The organism is Tepidibacillus infernus, assembly GCF_048898065.1.
Taxonomy (GTDB): Bacteria; Bacillota; Bacilli; order Tepidibacillales; family Tepidibacillaceae; genus Tepidibacillus_B; species Tepidibacillus_B infernus.
Genome location: NZ_JBLWFI010000001.1, coordinates 850,093 through 868,355 on the forward strand (window position 1 = coordinate 850,093; position 18,263 = coordinate 868,355).

15 protein-coding genes and 1 pseudogene are annotated in these 18,263 nt (G+C 34.6%); 3 read left to right on the plus strand and 13 right to left on the minus strand.

What is annotated here, in order from left to right; genetic code table 11:
• Positions 1–26 precede the first annotated feature (26 nt).
• The 3 genes and pseudogenes from TEPIDINF_RS04400 to TEPIDINF_RS04410 form a co-directional block, all read right to left on the minus strand.
• A pseudogene (locus TEPIDINF_RS04400) lies at positions 27–158 on the minus strand (alanine:cation symporter family protein); the annotation flags it as partial.
• A gap of 217 nt (positions 159–375) precedes the next feature.
• Positions 376–1,197: an adenosylmethionine decarboxylase gene (gene speD / locus TEPIDINF_RS04405; RefSeq protein WP_421691411.1), complete on the minus strand. Its 822-nt coding sequence runs from the start codon at positions 1,195–1,197 to the stop codon at positions 376–378.
• Between the two features lie 332 nt (positions 1,198–1,529).
• Positions 1,530–2,528 (minus strand): NADPH:quinone oxidoreductase family protein, encoded by a 999-nt coding sequence (locus tag TEPIDINF_RS04410; RefSeq protein ID WP_068724132.1) that lies wholly within the window; start codon positions 2,526–2,528, stop codon positions 1,530–1,532.
• Positions 2,529–3,021: 493 nt separating this feature from the next.
• Here TEPIDINF_RS04410 and TEPIDINF_RS04415 point away from each other — a divergent pair, with 493 nt between their 5' ends.
• On the plus strand, positions 3,022–3,297 hold the full coding sequence (locus TEPIDINF_RS04415) for a hypothetical protein (RefSeq protein ID WP_421691412.1): 276 nt from the start codon (positions 3,022–3,024) through the stop codon (positions 3,295–3,297).
• A gap of 4 nt (positions 3,298–3,301) precedes the next feature.
• Here TEPIDINF_RS04415 and TEPIDINF_RS04420 read toward each other — a convergent pair whose 3' ends face one another.
• Positions 3,302–4,528 (minus strand): MFS transporter, encoded by a 1,227-nt coding sequence (locus TEPIDINF_RS04420; RefSeq protein ID WP_421691413.1) that lies wholly within the window; start codon positions 4,526–4,528, stop codon positions 3,302–3,304.
• 381 nt (positions 4,529–4,909) lie between these two features.
• Positions 4,910–5,578: a DUF2225 domain-containing protein gene (locus tag TEPIDINF_RS04425; protein WP_421691414.1), complete on the minus strand. Its 669-nt coding sequence runs from the start codon at positions 5,576–5,578 to the stop codon at positions 4,910–4,912.
• A 178-nt stretch (positions 5,579–5,756) separates the two neighbouring features.
• Here TEPIDINF_RS04425 and TEPIDINF_RS04430 point away from each other — a divergent pair, with 178 nt between their 5' ends.
• On the plus strand, positions 5,757–8,051 hold the full coding sequence (locus TEPIDINF_RS04430; RefSeq protein ID WP_421691415.1) for a glycoside hydrolase family 65 protein: 2,295 nt from the start codon (positions 5,757–5,759) through the stop codon (positions 8,049–8,051).
• A 46-nt stretch (positions 8,052–8,097) separates the two neighbouring features.
• Here TEPIDINF_RS04430 and TEPIDINF_RS04435 read toward each other — a convergent pair whose 3' ends face one another.
• The 6 genes from TEPIDINF_RS04435 to TEPIDINF_RS04460 all read right to left on the minus strand — a co-directional run bounded on the left by TEPIDINF_RS04435 (position 8,098) and on the right by TEPIDINF_RS04460 (position 13,451).
• Positions 8,098–10,032, minus strand: a complete 1,935-nt coding sequence (locus TEPIDINF_RS04435; RefSeq protein WP_421691416.1) for an ATP-binding protein — start codon at positions 10,030–10,032, stop codon at positions 8,098–8,100.
• 142 nt (positions 10,033–10,174) lie between these two features.
• Complete coding sequence (locus TEPIDINF_RS04440) at positions 10,175–10,435, minus strand: DUF2935 domain-containing protein (protein ID WP_421691417.1); 261 nt, start codon at positions 10,433–10,435, stop codon at positions 10,175–10,177.
• A 183-nt stretch (positions 10,436–10,618) separates the two neighbouring features.
• Positions 10,619–11,791 carry an LL-diaminopimelate aminotransferase gene (locus TEPIDINF_RS04445; RefSeq protein ID WP_421691418.1) on the minus strand — a complete coding sequence of 391 codons (1,173 nt, stop codon included), beginning with the start codon at positions 11,789–11,791 and terminating at the stop codon, positions 10,619–10,621.
• Between the two features lie 229 nt (positions 11,792–12,020).
• On the minus strand, positions 12,021–12,929 hold the full coding sequence (rarD, locus tag TEPIDINF_RS04450) for an EamA family transporter RarD (protein ID WP_069800064.1): 909 nt from the start codon (positions 12,927–12,929) through the stop codon (positions 12,021–12,023).
• A gap of 103 nt (positions 12,930–13,032) precedes the next feature.
• Positions 13,033–13,167, minus strand: coding sequence for a hypothetical protein (locus TEPIDINF_RS04455; RefSeq protein WP_255421890.1), 135 nt, complete (start codon positions 13,165–13,167; stop codon positions 13,033–13,035).
• 11 nt (positions 13,168–13,178) lie between these two features.
• Positions 13,179–13,451 carry a hypothetical protein gene (locus tag TEPIDINF_RS04460; RefSeq protein WP_069800066.1) on the minus strand — a complete coding sequence of 91 codons (273 nt, stop codon included), beginning with the start codon at positions 13,449–13,451 and terminating at the stop codon, positions 13,179–13,181.
• A gap of 162 nt (positions 13,452–13,613) precedes the next feature.
• Here TEPIDINF_RS04460 and TEPIDINF_RS04465 point away from each other — a divergent pair, with 162 nt between their 5' ends.
• The gene (locus TEPIDINF_RS04465; RefSeq protein ID WP_421692141.1) at positions 13,614–14,450 is read left to right on the plus strand and encodes a deoxyribonuclease IV; all 837 of its coding nucleotides are present in this window, start codon (positions 13,614–13,616) and stop codon (positions 14,448–14,450) included.
• Positions 14,451–14,750: 300 nt separating this feature from the next.
• Here TEPIDINF_RS04465 and TEPIDINF_RS04470 read toward each other — a convergent pair whose 3' ends face one another.
• Both TEPIDINF_RS04470 and fdhF read right to left on the minus strand, forming a co-directional pair.
• The gene (locus tag TEPIDINF_RS04470; RefSeq protein WP_069800070.1) at positions 14,751–15,524 is read right to left on the minus strand and encodes a YdcF family protein; all 774 of its coding nucleotides are present in this window, start codon (positions 15,522–15,524) and stop codon (positions 14,751–14,753) included.
• 47 nt (positions 15,525–15,571) lie between these two features.
• Positions 15,572–18,256 carry a formate dehydrogenase subunit alpha gene (fdhF, locus tag TEPIDINF_RS04475; RefSeq protein ID WP_421691419.1) on the minus strand — a complete coding sequence of 895 codons (2,685 nt, stop codon included), beginning with the start codon at positions 18,254–18,256 and terminating at the stop codon, positions 15,572–15,574.
• Positions 18,257–18,263 lie beyond the last annotated feature (7 nt).

Consider the following 18,263-nt stretch of genomic DNA (forward strand, 5'->3'; position numbering starts at 1 on the left):
AATGGCTTCATTGTTCTAATCAATTAGGCATCAAATGCATATTTACCTAAAAGTGTAATAGCGATTAAGTTAATCAAAGCCATTAAACCCATAAAAAGATCTGCCATATCCCAAACGATTTGAATTTTAGCAACAGAACCAAAAAGAACCATACCAATTTTCCTATTATCTTTGGTGATTTGTTTCCAATATTAGTATGTATTTTATCTTTTTGAGTATAAAAAGGTACCCAATGATCAGTACAAAAAAAACAGCGATTACCTTCGCTATTTTTTTAATTGGAAAAGAAAGCTTTCTTTTCATTATATTATGATGGAACCCCATAAAAGTAATCGGAATACGCTTCGAAGGAGCTCGTCACTTTTGTGGGCTATCTTATATTTGTGGAACGTTCTTACCATAAAAAATTTCGATCATTTCTTTCTTTATTCTTTTCTTAATTTTTTTCCTTTCTCCTGGTGACAACTCTTTTTTAGCAGTCCCAAATAAATAATGATCCAGATCAAAGTCTTTTAGAATCATTTTTGTATGAAAAATTTTCTCCTGATAAACATTTACATCAATCATTTGATACATATCACGAGTTTTGCTTGTCATGAAATTTTGTATGGAATTAATTTTGTGATCGATATAATATTTTTTTCCGTTTACATCACGAGTAAAACCTCTTACACGATAATCAATGGTCGCAATATCTGGCTCAAAACTTGTAATCAAATAATTAAGGGCTTTAAGTGGTGAAATTTCTCCACATGTAGAGACATCAATATCTGCACGAAATGTACTAATTCCCTTGTCTGGGTGATTTTCAGGATAGGTATGAACCGTAATATGACTTTTGTCGAGGTGGCCTACGACCGCTTCAGACGATGGACCGGGCGATTCATTTTCGGTTAGCTTTATGGGCTCATCATTAAAAACCTCATTTTCAGCAACTAACATCGTAACACTCGCTCCCTGAGGCTCATAATCCTGATTAGCAATATTTAAAATATTAGCACCAATAATTTTCGATACGTCGGTTAATATTTTTACAAGTCGATCCGCATTATACTCTTCATCTATATATTGAATATATTCTTGATTTTTTTCCTGATTCAAAGCATAAGCAATATCATAAAAGTTGAAACTAAGCGTTTTTGTTAGATTGTTGAAACCATAAAGCTTTAACTTTTTGTTAATTGGTTTAATATCCATCTTTTCACCCTCAATATACAAAAATTGCTAAATCCAGTCCTAAAAATATTGTGTGATAAGAAACAAATAATATACCTTCTTTTGCGGAGATGAAATGGAATGATAAAACAAAAATACTAAAAGTAATACGTCAGGTAAATGGAAAGTAGAAGGTAAAATTTTTGTCGATTATTTTGTTCAGATTTAGCAATATTCTGTCATATCTTGCGCTTGCCCGGGAAAACTTTAGAAAACTGCGATGGTGTATTGCCCTTTACGGGAAAAATCCCGTCTCTTTTTTGAACGATTCATACAATAGTATTAAATAATAAAGCAAAATGCTGATTTGAAATTTATTTAGAAATTTTCACGATGGTTCTTCCACGAACTTTTCCTTTAACAATTTTATCTAAAGTATCTGGTAATTGAACAAGGGTTATTTCGTTTACCAATTGTTCAAACAGTCCTTCAGGTTTCCATTCGTTGGACATCTTTTTCCACACTTCAACACGTACATCCATTGGACAGTAAACAGAATCAATACCAAGTAAGTTAACACCACGTAATATAAATGGGAAAACAGTTGTAGGAATTTCAACCCCTCCAGTAAGTCCAAAAGCTGCAACCGATCCACCGTATTTTGTTGTGCTTATAACATAAGCAAGTGTTTTCCCACCAACGGCATCAATTGCTCCTGCCCAGTTTTGTTTTCCTAAAGCTTTGATTTTTTCAGGGATTAACTCATTTCGATCTATGATTTTTTTTGCTCCAATTTTTTGTAAATACTCGTGTTCTGTAGTTTTTCCGGTACTTGCTACCACTTCATATTTGAGTTTGGATAACATTGCAACTGCTATACTTCCTGCTCCACCGGTAGCGCCTGTGACAAGTATTGGACCATTTTCAGGTTGGACACCATTTTCTTGCAAGCGTTTAATCGCAAGAGCAGCAGTAAAACCAGCTGTTCCATATATCATCGCTTCTCTCATACTTAGGCCTTTAGGTAAAGGGACAATCCAATCCGCAGGAACTCTTGCATATTCACTAAATCCACCAAAATGTGAAACACCTAGTTCATAGCTTGTAACGATCACCTCATCCCCCTCTTTAAAGCGGAAATCTTTTGATGAGATGACTACACCTACTAAATCTATTCCTGGAATGAAGGGATATGTTTGGACGATTTTTCCTTCTGGGATACTTGCTAACCCGTCCTTATAATTAACGCTTGAATAGTGTACTTTAATTAAAACATCACCTTCAGGAAGGTCTGTTAAAGCTAATTGCTTAACTTGTACTGAAAAAGATTCTTCTGTTTTGTCTACAACTAGAGCTTTAAATTGATTTTCCATCATAAAACCTCCGTTTTTTTGTTTTTAAAAGTGATCTATTCAGGTAAATGTTCTGGATAGATGATCTTATCTTCATCTATCATATTAATTGCTCTTTATTTAGCTGTGAGAAAAGTTTATTGATTAAATAGGTAGTACGTTTAATTTGTTATATTATATGGTGATTGATTAGGGCTCATGATTTCACTTATTTTCATCTTACAAAATCATCACTTTCTAAAAGATTTGCTTTTTATTATAACAAGAAAGAATAAAATAAGGAAAGATGGTGATATTTAGCAATCTTTTCTTTATGTTTTTACCCGTTTTTAAAATTAGTTTATTTCCACAATTACAGATGTTTTTAATTGGCTATTAAGCGCAAAAGCATCCTGTTCTTCGCTCGAAATCCCTAAATCCTCCTCGTAATATATTGAAATGATTATAAAAACACAGGCATTTCTATAGCAATAATCACACTGTGTTATAATGGTTTCTAATGGAGGTGAGTAACATGGATCGGACAAAGCAAAAGGTAGTTTGTGACCTTTCATGGTGTCAATTAAATTTTTGGTTTGATGAAGATGGAGTAGGACAAGTCCTTCTCATCGATAAAAAGGATCCAAGTATGAATATAGAAACGACTGTAGTTTGGTTTGTAAGTGAATTTTTGAGATCGGCAGCATTTATCTTAACGAATATTCCAGAAATTGATGAGTTTCGTAAATGGGTTCTTCGTGGGAAGAAAGCCCTTGAAGAATATTATGATACGCTTCCTGAAGTGAAATAGAGAATTAGGCCATACGATGATCATATTTTTCAAGCCATAACATGAAGAATGAAGAAATCCCTGCTACAATCCCTACCAAGACCCAACCATTTTCAATCGTGAAAGTTTTTAGTAATGTGCCCATGCCTAAAGGCCCAAGCGTGTGTCCTAAACCCATAATCATTGGTAAAACGGCATTCATTCTTCCACGGTGGGAAGCTGGCGTATGGTTTACGATAAAAGGGGTAACACTGATCGATAAAATGATCTCCCCTAAGGTAAAAATAAAAGCTGAGACAAAGAAAAATACTAATGTATTTAACATGCTTAGCATTCCAAAGCCAAAAGCATAGAGAATCCCACCATATACAATTCGTCTAATCACTTTCATATGTTCAGATATTTTGGTGACGAATGGTGTAAAGAGCATAACGATAAGTCCATTAAATCCTGAAACGAGCCCAAAATATTGAGCACCTCTCTCTGCAAAATTCTCCATCATTTGCATAGGCATTAAAAATGACCATTGAGAATAGGCAAAATTATAACCAAATGCGAAGATGGAGAAATAGATGAGGATTGGTCTTTTGGCTAAAACAGCAAAAATAGACCCTTCTTCTCTTTTTTCTAACGATCTTTTTTCATCTGTAATTTCCTCTTTCGTTTTGCCAATGGTTTCTTTAATAAAAAATAGAATGAGACTTAAAGAAATCAAAGCAGTAAAGGCATCACCAATGAATACCCATGGAAGATGGTTTTTGTATAGAATTCCACCAAGAACTGGTCCTACTGCAAATCCTATATTCCATCCCATGTAAGAAAGAGCAAAGGCCCCACTCCGATTTTCTGGGGTTGTTAAATCAGCAATTAAGGAATCGTGAGCTGGTCCAGCCGTAAACATGGCTAACCCTGCAAACATCAGAATATAGACCATTGTCATAGAAGGTTCTGTTAACCCCGCAACGATATAAAGGATGATAGCAAAACTATCAAAAAATAGGATTACTTTTTTCCTTCCAATCGTATCAGCCAATTTTCCACCTAGTAAAGATGCAGGCATAAAAAACAAACCAGACAGACTGATATAAAGTCCCGCTGTTTCTTTTGAAAGTCCAATTTTGTCAGTCAATATGATTGTTAATAATGGCATGACAAAGCTTCCAAGGGCGTTGATAATCCTTGCAACAAAAATAATATAAATTTCTTTTGGCAAACCTCTGTATGGACTTAATAAAGATTTAATACTAGCCACTTCATTTCCCTCCTTTGTCAATAAGAAACCACAAAAGCAATGATCTTGTATCATTAAAAAAAGTCATGGTCCTATATGCAAAAAGACATATAGAATTTCCATGACTTTATCGAACATCGTTTAATCCTATAATAAAAAAGGCATAAAAAAGTCACAGAATCGTTACTACCTGTGACACCCTTAATTTATCCTTAATTATTCATACGCATCTCTTAAAACAGATTCAACAGGTCGTTATATGGGATTTTAGATACTTTATCAGTTTGAAAAAAGAATACAGTTCTCATGGATAACGACCTCCTTGTAAATAAAATTTAAAGTAAAACTTCAATTGCTAGTAAAATATACCATTGATTAAAGCTGTCTGTCAATCCTTGTTTTTTAATTATTCAACTCCATTTCCTTATATTCGTTCCAACGATCTCTAGCCATCTTCAATATTTTAGGGGTTACATTTTTATCCTCAAAGATCATGCTAAACCATCTTCTCATTTTTTCATAATCTCCTAAACGACCCTGTAGTTCACCAATGAGATAAATGAACGTATATTTGTCCATAGGAATTTTATCAAGATCCTCTGTTTCATAAATTTCATAGTAGGTATCTAGTGCATTTTTTAAGAAGCGAAGCTCTTCTTCTTTATTTTGTAAGTAGCGGTTTATCCAAGCTATTCTCATACATAGATTTGCTATGATAAAATTTTGTTCCTCCAAAATCGTTGCAGTGTATAAAGCAAGCTTATAACTATATATTGCATCCTGAATACTTCTCTTCTCACATAATTGTGGAACTTGGATTTTATCAATATAGTCTTGTTTTATCCGATTATTTTTTAATTCCCGTATAGGAGAAAAACTATCTGTAAATGCAAAACCACAATGAGGACAAACATTCACTTCATAAAATAAAGGATTTACTCCTTCATAATAAGGACAATAATCTGCATCTCTTTTGATTACTTTAGTTTTGCTTTGCCGCATTTTTAATGTTTTAAAATCTTCTTTACAATACAGGCATTTTACTTTTTTCTCATAAAAAACTTCATCCACAAAATCATACCCTTTCCTTTAAAACAAAACCTTTTTGAAAATCTTGCTTTCTAGCTACTTCGATAACTAGCGTGAATCTCCTGCCATTTCACAAAATCAATTTTTATTTATGCAAACGCTTGCGCTTTTCTAGTTTTAAGGATAATATGGAGTTAGATGATTAAGGAGAGGTGCTAACATGAAACAATTTCAAGCAGATGAATGGAAAGTTATTGAAGATGGGTTACATCTCAAAGAAAATCGGCTTGCAGAGAGCATGATGAGTTTAGGTAATGGCCATATGGGAATGCGTGGCAACTTTGAGGAAGATTTTTCAGGTGATTCACTTCAAGGAACTTATGTTGCAGGAGTCTATTACCCAGATAAAACCCGTGTTGGTTGGTGGAAAAATGGTTATCCAGAATATTTTGCAAAGGTATTAAATGCAACCAACTTTATCGGAATTCAAGTTGAAATCAATGGTCAAAATCTTGATCTAGCAAAAGCAAACGTTAAGGATTTTAAGCGAGAGCTTAATATGAAACATGGTTATCTTCTTCGTTCTTTTACTGTTACGGATGAACAAAATCGGCAAACGCAAATCGAAGTAATCCGTTTTTTAAGTATTGATGACAAAGAAATAGCTGTTATTTCTTACAGAGTTACTCCACTTAATTATGTTGGAGAAATTAAATTTACTCCATATCTTGATGGTGATGTGCGGAATGAAGATGCCAACTATGATGAGAAATTTTGGCTTGAAGTAAGTAAAGCGGTTACACCTTTTTCAGGAGTCTTGACCTTAAAAACTAAAAAACTTGATTTTCTGGTCACAACGGCGATGAAAGTTGCTATTGATGGTGATGTGATTGGGCAAGTTGAAGTTTATGAAAAAGAGAAATACGTTAGTAATACGATTACTGTTAAAGCAAATGCGAATAAACCAGTGACTTTATTTAAATATGTTGCTGTTACTACCAATCGTGATTATCAAAATGAAGAACTTGAAAAGATTGCAAATCTACGTGTAGAAGTTGCCTATAATCAAGGGTTTAACTCTTTATTCCAAGCACAACAACAGGCTTGGGAATCCCGTTGGAAAGAGAGTGATATTGTTATTGAAGGGGATATTGCCGCTCAACAAGGAATTCGTTTTAATATTTTTCAATTGTATCAAACCTATGATGGCGAAGACCCAAGATTGAATATCGGACCAAAAGGTTTTACTGGTGAAAAGTATGGTGGAAGTACCTATTGGGATACAGAGGCATACTGTCTTCCTTTTTATTTAAGCACTTCTGATCCAAGCATTGCTAGAAATCTACTAATTTATCGTTACAATCATTTAGAAAAAGCAAAAGAAAATGCAGCAAAACTTGGATTAAAAGGTGCACTCTATCCGATGGTAACGATGAATGGTGAAGAATGTCATAATGAATGGGAAATCACCTTTGAAGAAATCCATCGAAATGGTGCTATTGCTCATGCGATTTACAACTATGTAAATTATACAGGTGATCAATCTTATCTTTCGGAATATGGATTTGAAGTATTAGCAGAAATAAGCCGTTTCTGGGCGGATCGGGTCAATTATCAGCCGCAAAAAGATGTGTATATGATCCTAGGTGTGACAGGTCCAAACGAATATGAAAATAACGTAAATAATAACTGGTATACCAATCGCATTGCCTCTTGGACTTTAGAATACACGTTAGAAGTTATGGACTTCTTAAAAGCTAACTATCCTTCCCGTCTAAAGGATCTAATCGAGAAACTTGCCTTACAGGATCAAGAAATTGAAAAATGGAAAGAAATCATTGCGAAGATGTATTATCCTATCGAAGAAAACTTAGGAATTTTCTTGCAACAGGATGGTTATTTAGATAAAGTACAACTATTTGTCAAAGATTTACCGAAAGAGGAGTTACCATTAAACCAACACTGGTCTTGGGATCGTATTTTACGTTCATGCTTTATTAAACAAGCAGATGTCTTACAAGGTCTTTACTTCTTAAATGATCAATATACTTTAGAACAGAAAAAAAATAACTTTGATTTTTATGAACCGCGGACAGTTCATGAATCTTCTCTTTCTCCTTGTGTTCATTCTATTCTTGCAGCTGAAATCGGTTATGAAGATAAAGCTTATGAATTGTATTTACGGACAGCTCGTCTAGATCTAGATAATTATAATAATGATACAGATGACGGGTTACACATTACGAGTATGGCTGGATCCTGGCTTTCCATTGTCCATGGTTTTGCAGGAATGAGAGTCCGGAGTGGAATGATTACCTTTAAACCCTTTATTCCAAAAGCTTGGGAAGCCTACTCATTTAAAATCTTATTCCGTGGCCATTTATTAAAGGTTTCTGTCAATAAAGACGAAGTCATAATTACACAGGAACAAGGTCAATCTTTTGAAGTAAAAGTATATGATCAAATGGTTACCATTCTTGAAAATAATTCTGTAAAGATTACTACTCAAGCCTAATTGATTTTAGAAAAAGAAGCAACCGTCATTGGTTGCTTCTTAGATTTTAATTTTCATTAGAAAATGCCGGTAAGAAAATGTGAACCATAGTTCCAAGTCCTTGCTTACTTTTGAACTCCATTCTTCCTTGATGATTTTTAATAATACGATGACTAACCATGAGACCTAACCCAGTTCCTTTTTCTTTCGTCGTATAGAAGGGCTCACCTAGTTTAGATAACAATTGCTCTGGAATGCCTTGCCCTTCATCGATAAAACTAACTAGGATTTCATTCGTGTTCTCTACCCTGTTTAGTTTTATCATAATTTTTCCACCATCTGGCATTGCTTCTATGGCATTTTTCAATAAATTGATAAAAACTTGTTTTAACTGATTTTCTTCACATCGGATCATCGGTAGATCTGATTCAAAATCGGTGACGATTTCAACATTCGCCATAATGGCTTCAGACCCAAGTAAGGTAATTACATGCTGTAATAATTCTTCCACAGATTTCTTTTGTAATTGAATTTCTTGAGGTTTTGCTAGCATCAATAGCTCACTGATAATCGTTTCAATTCGTTTTAATTCAGAGAGCATAATCTGATAGTATTCTTCTTTTTCTGTTGCACCTGACTGTAAAATCTGTGTAAATCCTTTAAGAGAAGTTAAAGGATTACGAATCTCATGTGCGATTCCTGCTGCTAATTGACTAATGGCTGATAGTTTTTCGGATTTTCTAATCATCTCTTCCGCTCTTTTTCGTTCAAAAATATCTCGAGCAACAATTTGAATGCTGGATTTACCTTCATATTGAATGGGAATGGCAAGAACTTCTACATAAATAACTCGTCCATCTAAGGAAATAAATCTTCTTTCTAAGTAATCAACGCAAGGTTTTTCTGTCATGACCTGTTTCATTTTCTTTGCGACTATTTGATGTTCATCTGGGTGAATAAAATCGTAGATAGATCTTCCGATTATTTCTTTCTCTTTTCCTATTGCACCAAGTAATTGTCGGCCCGTGGTATTTACATAGGACCATACCCCATCAGTAGAAACAGCAATCATATCAGGGGAATGTTCTATTAAAAGCCGATATCGTTCTTTACTATTCCTAAGTTCCCTTTCTATTCTCTTTCTCTCTATCATCTCTCTTCGTAATTTTTTATACATAATGGTGATTTGGCTTTTACTTATTTCAGCTTGGGAAAATAATTGGTGCATATTTTGAATGAGCCCGATTAATACGATGAAATAGCTCAAATTTTTTAAAATATGAGAAATAGCTAAATCAATGATTTCGTCTGAAAATAGTAAAATAAGTTCAGCTTTAAAACTAAAAATAAAGGATAAAATGAGCCAATGATCAAAGTTCTTGTTCTTCCATTCTCCTTTTTGAATATAGCCAAGGATGAGAAAAAAATACAAAAATGTTGGAGAATTATTTAAGATGTCAAATGGAAGAGTGGTCTTCTCGATATTCCCTAATATGAAATGATCTTTTAGAAAAAACGAATGAGGAGAAAAAATAGAAAAAATTAAACTTGTGATAATCATAATAAAAGCGATCAAATATATATAATAATTTTTAAGTTTTCCTCTGTCCCAAAGCTTGTTCTCTTTTTGCCAGGAAAAATAACTGAGTAGTAAAAGGATAGGCAAAAAAATGCGTGAGGTCAAGTAACACCATGTTGTAATGGAAGGTAATTTATCAATATGTTTGATGAAAGATGTAGAAGTTAGGATTCCATGAATACCTTGTAATAATGCTGTACCAATATATCCTGTGCTTAACAAAAGAAATGTATTATTTTTTTTGCTATAAAATCTTGTCAATGCGATAACTCCAACGAAAAAGGATAGAATTGATCCAAATGTCTCTATATGAGTGTGAAGATTTATGCTTCTTTCCATATGCAGTTTACTAATAATAAAGTAGAATATGGTTAGAAAGATATAGGTAAACAAATAAATATTTAGCCTATTTACAGTGTTCATTCTTTTATTTCCTCATCCTTTATAGCTAGTAAGTAAGACCTATGACAAAAAGACTATTTTAAGTATATCTTCGACAAGATCCTTCAAAATCCTTTTAATTTTTAATTAAAGGAAATATTTAAAATAGAATAGACCACAGATTCTAGCTAAGTTGCATGATTTCCTGATGTGTCTGTGGTGGAATATTTGGCCCTGATCTAACAACAGTTTCTACATACTTTACAACTTTCCCATCGGTCTCTGCAAAGGACTCTTCCCACTTTCTTAAAGCTTCAATATATTGTAATTCAAAACCCGGTGCAATTTGTCGAATAACCACAGTATGTTCTGTTTCTTGTCTTTTCCAAAATTCAGCTTCATCGAATATTCTTAACGGCATCATATCTCCATAATAGAATTGCATGATCATCCTCTCCCTTTTTAAAAAATGGATTCCAATTCATTCTATTTGATGTCATGGATTAGGAACCATTTTTTAATCAAATTTTTTAACCAAATAAAAAAAGCATATAATATACTATGCTTTTTGAAATTAACCCCCTTCTTTAGAAGAGGGTTTTTGTTTATACGTTAACTAAAAATAGAATTAAAAAATCCCACTTGCTTCAATGCGTTGAATTGCTTCTTTTAAACGTTTTATTTCTTGTACTAAGCCAATACGAACATATCCTTCACCATGAATACCAAACGCATCACCAGGAATAACAACGACACCTGTTTTATCCAAAAGCTCTATGGCAAAGCGATATGAAGTCCATCCTTTTGGAATTGGCGCCCATACAAACATCGTTGCTTTTGGTTTATCCATTTTCCAACCTAATTGATTTAATCCATCAACTAGAACGTCTCTTCTTTCTTGGTAAACTTTGTAGGATTGATTTGGTGATTGGATGTCACGTTGTAAAGCTTTTGTAGCCAAGATCTGCACCGCTTCAAAAACACCAAAATCAATATTGGATTTAATCATCATTAAAGGATTGATGATTTCAGCATTTCCTACCACATAGCCAACTCTTACACCAGCCAAATTAAAGCTTTTAGACAAAGAATTAAACTCAATTCCTACCTCTTTTGCTCCCTCAGCTTCTAAAAAACTGTGTGGTCGATATCCATTAAAAGATAATTCGGAATAAGCCATATCATGTGCGACAATGATGTCATATTGCTTAGCTAATGCAACAACTTCTTGGAAAAAATCAATAGGCGCTACAGCAGACACTGGATTACTTGGATAATTAAGGATCATAAGCTTTGCCTTTTGTAAAACTTCTTTTGGAATATTAGAGAAATCAGGAAGGAAATCATTTTCTTGGAGTAAAGGCATTGGATATAAGGTTCCTCCAGCTAAATGAACACTCCCTGAATAAATAGGATAACCAGGATCTGGGACTAACACAATATCTCCATCATCAACAAACCCTTGTGCTAAATGAGCAAGGCCATCTTGAGAGCCCATTAAAACTAAAACCTCTCCATGAGATGGGTCGATTTGAACTCCGAAGCGAAATTGATACCAATCAGCAATGGCTTGCTTAAATTGATCATTTCCTTGAAAGCTAGGATAGCCATAGACTTCAGGTTTCTTTACAGCTTCTATCAATTCTTTTATTAACTCTGGATCAGGTGGCCGATCTGGACTTCCTATTCCAAGATCAATGATATCTATTCCTTTTTTTATTAAATCTTTTTTTCTATTTGCCATTTCCGTAAAAATGGCTGATGAAAGTTTTTCAATGCGTTTTGAAGGAATAATCTTCATAACATCTTTCTCTCCCCTTTTTTACTCTCTTTAGCCTAGAGTTGTGAGTTTTTTTAATATTTTACCTGTTACTTAGTAGAAATGCACGATAAATTTTTATTTTTTAAGAGGTGGAATCTGAAAGCTCTTTCACCTTTAATTGAAGTGCAAGAAACTATTTTTCCACGATCCATATAGTTATCATATGTATAGCGCTTATAATTTTTCCATTTTGGCTTTTTATCAATATTTATGATCTACTTTTTACTAGGATCGATTGGGATGTTTTTATTAAATTTGTTTTAGACAAAGAGTAGATCAACAAAGCGGTCCAGATAAAAATAAAACCCCAAGAGTGCACTTGAGTAAAAGTTTCTTTAAAAACAAATATTCCAAGAATCAAGGTAATGGTTGGTGAAATATATTGCAAGAAACCAAGAGTTGATAGTTCAATACGTTCAGCACTTTTTGCAAACCATAATAAAGGTGTAGCAGTGGCGACTCCAGAAGCTAACAGTAAAAAAGTTGTAGTTAATGATATGTTACCTAAGGCACCAATTCCTTCTGATTGCTTTAATATAATATAGCTAAGAGCGACTGGGAACAAAACGGTAGTTTCTACTGCAAGCCCGACTGTTGAATCGACATGCACCATTTTCTTTAACAAACCGTAAAAACCGAAGCTTAATGCCAACGTAAATGCAATCCATGGTATACGACCATATTGAATGGTTATGATGGAAACACCAATAATAGCGAATGCCAATGCGATTCCTTGCCAACGATTCAATCTTTCTCTTAACACGATAACACCTAACAAAACAGTAATTAATGGGTTGATATAATAGCCTAAGCTTGCTTCAACTACATGATCAGCATTCACTGCCCAAATATAAGTAAACCAATTGATTCCAATTAAAATTGAAGCAAGAGAAATGAAGAGAATATTTCGTTTATTAGAAAGTGTAGTCTTAATCATCTGCAGATTTCTATAAACAAGTAGTAGTCCTATTACAAAAACAAAAGACCAGACGATTCGATGTGCTAATATTTCGGAAGCAGGTACTTGCTTTAGTAATTTCCAATACAACGGTAGAATTCCCCATGCTGTATAAGCTAAGATACCATATATCATTCCAGCCTCTTTTTGATTATTCATTTATAATTTGCTCCTTTTAATTCAATTTACATATATAGATGATAACGCTACTCTATCTCCTTCAAAAATTATACCACTTTCAGGCAAATCATAAAAAATATTTTTAACCGATTGGTATATTCGGGACAATTGGATGTAATTTACCAAAAAAACCAAGGGCAATTAATATAAGGAGGAGAACAAAAACTGAAAAATGATTGTCAGGTGTTGGAATGAGATACCGATCTTTCCGAGCCATTTTTCTTCCTCCTAACGCTTAGATTTCTTTTGAAATAGAGAAATAAATTCTTGAAACGTGTGATCATCCATATTGATAATTTGACCAATATCCTCTAGAAATTCACCGTATAAAATGACAGAGAGTGTCCCTTTTCGAGTAATTTGAATACTATTTACACTTAATATTCCAGATAACAATAGAGCTGCAGTTATCATTTCTAAACGATTATACTTCCATAAGTTTTTCGTATTAAAAGGGTTTTGATGTCCAGGATTTTGTTTTTTGTTTTGTCGTCGCGCCATCCTATTCACTCTCCTTACTAAAAGGATATGCAATAAAAAGTGAATTTGTTTTGAATAAAACATCTGATTTGAATATCAGATCCTTTCTGAAGGTATAATATTTTGGTAATATCTAGATTTTATTTATGTAGAAATTTAGAAGGAAAATAGAGGGTGAAACTATTGTATTTTGGTAGTCATGTGAGCATTCGTAAAGGATATCTAGGGGCAGCGGTTGCAGCAAAAACGATTGGAGCCAAAGCCTTTCAATATTTTCCGAAAAACCCTCGAGGTTTAACGATTAAGAAATTTGATCGAACCGATGCAGAACGCTGCGCAGCCTTCACAAAAGTGCATGGTCTAATAACGATCGCCCATACTTCCTATCCTGTAAATTTGGCAACAGAAAGAGACAAACAGAAAAAGATTATTCAATCTATTCTCAATGATTTAGAGATTGTAGAAGCTTGTCAATCGATTGGATTAGTGGTTCATTTTGGTGTCTACAAAGGAAAAGATCTATTACAGGGATATAAAAATATCATATCATCACTAAATATGGTGTTGAATCAATGGAATGGGAAAGCCTTGATTTTATTAGAAAATCAAGCAGGACAAAGTGCAAAAATGGGAATGACGTTAGAAGAATTGGTTTACATTCGTAATTTGGCTGATTCCCCTGAAAAAATAGGGTTTTGCTTGGATACTTGTCATGCATTTGCAAGTGGTTTATGGAATGGGGAAAACTGGGATGCATTACTTGAAAAAGGAAAACATCTGGGTTACTTTGATCACTTGAAAGCCATTCACCTGAATGATTCCATGTTTCCTACCGGTTCTTATCGGGATCGCCATGCAAATATTGGCAAAGGATATGTTGGAGAAAAAGGTTTTAAGCAATTTCTGAATACTAATTTGCTAAACAACTTACCCCTTATCCTAGAAACTCCTGAGTCTTCTCAATATACTCATCAACAAGAGATTGACTATTTAAAGAAATTAGTCAGTAAAGATAAATAACAAAAGTGAAGCATGATTTCAACTACGATTTCTTTTGTGGGTCATACTTTCCTATTTAACATATTCCCTATTGCGAATAAAAAGTCGCCAATGCCAGATGAATCCTGGTAGGAGTATTAAGGTACTAATAATATAAGAATAAATCAAGGCCCGATACATGGCTTCATTGGTAATGCTTTCGCTAATGGTTGCTGGATAGATTAAGTATGGTAAGTGAGCAGTCCCATAGGCATAGCTGGCTAGTAAATATTGAAAAATAGTACCAATTACATCATTTTATCTCTTTAATTAGAACAACATTTAACGATCGAAAAGAAAAGATTTCACAACAGCGAAGTATTCGCGAATATAAAGATTGGGCAATACATAAATAGGTGTCTTAGCAGGTAGTCCAGTAGGTTCAAATCCAATTCGTCTAGCTAAAAGCTTTGCACGGAATAGATGAAAATCACTGGTCACAATCAGAATTTTAAGAGGTTCCTTTTCACCCTTTTTTAACAACAAATCCTTGCTAAATCGGAAATTTTCCATTGTGCTTGTGGATTGATCTTCGGTCAGAATTCGCTCTTTGTTAATCCCTTGTTCCACCAGATACTTTTTCATTGCCTCTGCTTCTGATATTGTTTCTCCAAAACCTTTTCCTCCAGTTACAACAACGGGAAGGTCAGGATACTTGCTTAGGTAATCAATACTGGTGTTAAGGCGTTCCAACAACGTTAAAGTGAGTTGATCATCATGTAGCCCAGATCCTAGGACAATCATATAATCTGCATCTACCTTATTTGTAGGATGTGCTGACATAAAAATTAAGGTTACTATCCAAATAAAGGAGGCCAACCAAATCATGATGAAGAGGGTTACTATTTTTTCAAGACGTTTAAACATAGAATACCAAGAACTTCTCTCATGAACCGGGTACTGGATCTTTAACTTGAAATATCCCCAAGCAATTAGGAGGATTCCCGCCCCAGCAGGAAAAAGGGTTCCAAAATTAATTCCACCGCCAACCAAGAGTAAGAAGATAAAATCCAATATACCAATCAAACCAATGATGATTAAAGTTCTACCTGCCATTTCTTTTTATAACAACCTTTCTACTTTTTCTGTTTTTATTTTTTAGATTAGTCTTCGTATTTGTCAATTTTTACAGCAGCCACTTTATATTCTCCAGTATGACTAATAGGATCAAATGCACCATTCGTTAAAACATTGGTAGGTACTTCCCGATGATGAAAAGACATCCAGATCATCTTTTCAGAAACCTTATCAGTTACTTCGATAGCAGTGACTAATTCTCCTCTTCTTGATACAATTTTAATTCTATCACCCGTTTTTACATCTAATTTCATAGCATCCTTCGGATGAATCATCGCTCTTTCCTCTGGATGATAGGTTTTAAGGCTAGGCGAATATTGTGATGTTACATTATAATGATGAAGCCTTCGACCTGTAGAAAGAAGAAATGGATATTCTTCATCAGTTTCCTCTGCAGGAGGAAGGTGTTCGATTCCTTTAAATGTTCCTTTTCCTTTACTAAATTGGCCTATATGTAATACGGGTGTTCCAGGATGAGCCTTCGTTGGACAAGGCCATTGTAGCCCTTTCTCTTCTAAACGAGTATAATCCATTCCCCTATAAATTGGCGTAAGAGTAGCCATCTCGACAAAAATCTGTGATGGTGAATCATAGTTCATTGGGTATCCCATCCTAGTTGAAAGCTCGGAAATGATTTGCCAGTCAGGTTTAGAATTGCCGATGGGTTCAATTGCTTTTCTTACTCTTTGTACACGTCTTTCTGAATTAGTAAATGTGCCATCTTTTTCAGCAAAACTAGAGGCAGGTAAAATTACATTAGCCAACTGAGCAGTTTCTGTCATAAACAGGTCTTGGACCACGAGGAAATCAAGGCTTTCTAGAACTTTACGAACATGATTTCCATCTGGATCTGTTAAGACTGGATCCTCGCCTATAATATACATTGCTCGAATAGACCCTAAAATCACAGCATCAAACATCTCTGGTATGGTTAATCCTACCTTACTAGAAATATCTACTCCCCAGCTTTTAGAAAATTGTTTTCTTGCTTCCTCATTAAATACTTTCTGATAACCAGGTAATACATCAGGTAATGCACCCATATCACAGGCTCCTTGAACATTATTCTGACCTCGTAATGGGTTTACTCCTACTCTTTCTCTTCCTAAATGACCCGTCAACATGGCTAAATTGGCTATATTCATTACATTCATGGTTCCTACAATATGTTCTGTGATACCAAGTGTATAACAAATGATTGCATCACGATTAGAAGCATATAAGCGAGCAGCTTCTTCAATTAGTTCTATAGATATCCCAGTAATTTGAGCTACTTTTTCAGGTGTATATTCAGAAACAACTTCAATTAATTCTGCAAGATTTTCCGTACGTTGATTGACGAAGTCTTTATCCCATAGCTCTTCTTTAAGAATCGTATGCATGATACCGTTTAACAAGGCAATGTCTGTTCCAGGTTTAAGGGGAAGCCATAGATCAGCCATCTCTGCCATTTCCGTTCTTCTTGGATCGATCACAATTAGTTTGGCACCATTTCGTATCGCTTTTTTCATTTTCACACCTAAAATTGGATGTGCTTCTGTAGGATTAGAACCAATTAAGAAAATGAGATTTGTATTTTCAATATCCTCGAATGAGTTTGTCATTGCTCCACTACCAAATGAAGTGGCAAGACCTGCCACTGTTGGAGCATGTCAAGTACGGGCACAGTGATCGATGTTGTTGTTGCCAATCACTGCTCTCATCCATTTTTGCATCAGATAGTTTTCCTCGTTCGTGCAACGAGCTGAACTTAAAGCGCCAATTGAATCGCTCCCATATTTATTTTTAATCGCACTTAATTTTTCAGCCACTAGGGATAGTGCCTCATCCCAACTCGCTTCTACAAAAACACCATCTATTTTAATTAAAGGAGATGTAAGTCTTTCTTCACTATGAATAAAATCTGTACCAAAACGCCCTTTTACACAAAGATGGCGACCATTGACAACGCTTGTGGGATTGGAAGTAACACCAATCACTTTTCCATCTTTCACATTTAAATCAAAGTTGCAGCCTACCCCACAAAAGGGGCAAGTCGTTTTTACTTTTTCAACTTCCCAACTACGCCCTTTACCAATCATGTTTTTTTCTAAAAGGGATCCTGTTGGACAAACGGCGACGCAACTTCCACAAAAGACACAATCTGATTCGGCTAACGTCGTATCCATTGCAGTGGAAATTTTCGTATCAAAACCACGAAAAGCAAAATGTAAGATACTTCTACCTTGCACTTCGGAACAGACCCTTACACATTTACCGCAAACAATACATTTATTCATATCTCTTACAATGAATGGATTATCGTCCTCAATGGGGTACTGATGTTTTCTGCCTTCAAAACTACTATGTTTAACTTGGTATTCATAGGCATATTGCTGAAGCAAGCAATCCCCATTCTTTTGACAAGTCAAACAATCTAGTGGATGATCAGTTAGGTATAAGTCAAGAATCATTTTTCTAGATTCTACGACAGCTTCTGAGTGAGTCTTAACGATCATCCCTTCTGTTACTATTGTGCTACAAGAGGTTGGTAAATTCCTCATCCCTTCTATTTCTACGACACACATCCGACAAGAACCAGACAAGCTTAATTCTGGATCATAACATAAGGCAGGAATATGGATCCCTACTTGTTCTGCTGCTTGCATCACAGTGGTCCCTGATGGAACGGTTACCTTTCTACCATCAATCGTTAATGTGATATGATTCATACCGTTA

What these genes read in the sequence shown, in the direction of transcription:
- TEPIDINF_RS04445 (WP_421691418.1), bottom strand. Translation starts at nt 11,791, where the DNA reads ATGAAGATTATTCCTTCAAAACGCATTGAAAAACTTTCATCAGCCATT.
- TEPIDINF_RS04430 (WP_421691415.1), top strand. Translation starts at nt 5,757, where the DNA reads ATGAAACAATTTCAAGCAGATGAATGGAAAGTTATTGAAGATGGGTTA.
- TEPIDINF_RS04455 (WP_255421890.1), bottom strand. Translation starts at nt 13,167, where the DNA reads ATGGCTCGGAAAGATCGGTATCTCATTCCAACACCTGACAATCATTTT.
- TEPIDINF_RS04410 (WP_068724132.1), bottom strand. Translation starts at nt 2,528, where the DNA reads ATGGAAAATCAATTTAAAGCTCTAGTTGTAGACAAAACAGAAGAATCT.
- TEPIDINF_RS04440 (WP_421691417.1), bottom strand. Translation starts at nt 10,435, where the DNA reads ATGCAATTCTATTATGGAGATATGATGCCGTTAAGAATATTCGATGAA.
- TEPIDINF_RS04435 (WP_421691416.1), bottom strand. Translation starts at nt 10,032, where the DNA reads ATGAACACTGTAAATAGGCTAAATATTTATTTGTTTACCTATATCTTT.
- TEPIDINF_RS04470 (WP_069800070.1), bottom strand. Translation starts at nt 15,524, where the DNA reads ATGGCAGGTAGAACTTTAATCATCATTGGTTTGATTGGTATATTGGAT.
- TEPIDINF_RS04460 (WP_069800066.1), bottom strand. Translation starts at nt 13,451, where the DNA reads ATGGCGCGACGACAAAACAAAAAACAAAATCCTGGACATCAAAACCCT.
- TEPIDINF_RS04415 (WP_421691412.1), top strand. Translation starts at nt 3,022, where the DNA reads ATGGATCGGACAAAGCAAAAGGTAGTTTGTGACCTTTCATGGTGTCAA.
- speD (WP_421691411.1), bottom strand. Translation starts at nt 1,197, where the DNA reads ATGGATATTAAACCAATTAACAAAAAGTTAAAGCTTTATGGTTTCAAC.
- rarD (WP_069800064.1), bottom strand. Translation starts at nt 12,929, where the DNA reads ATGAATAATCAAAAAGAGGCTGGAATGATATATGGTATCTTAGCTTAT.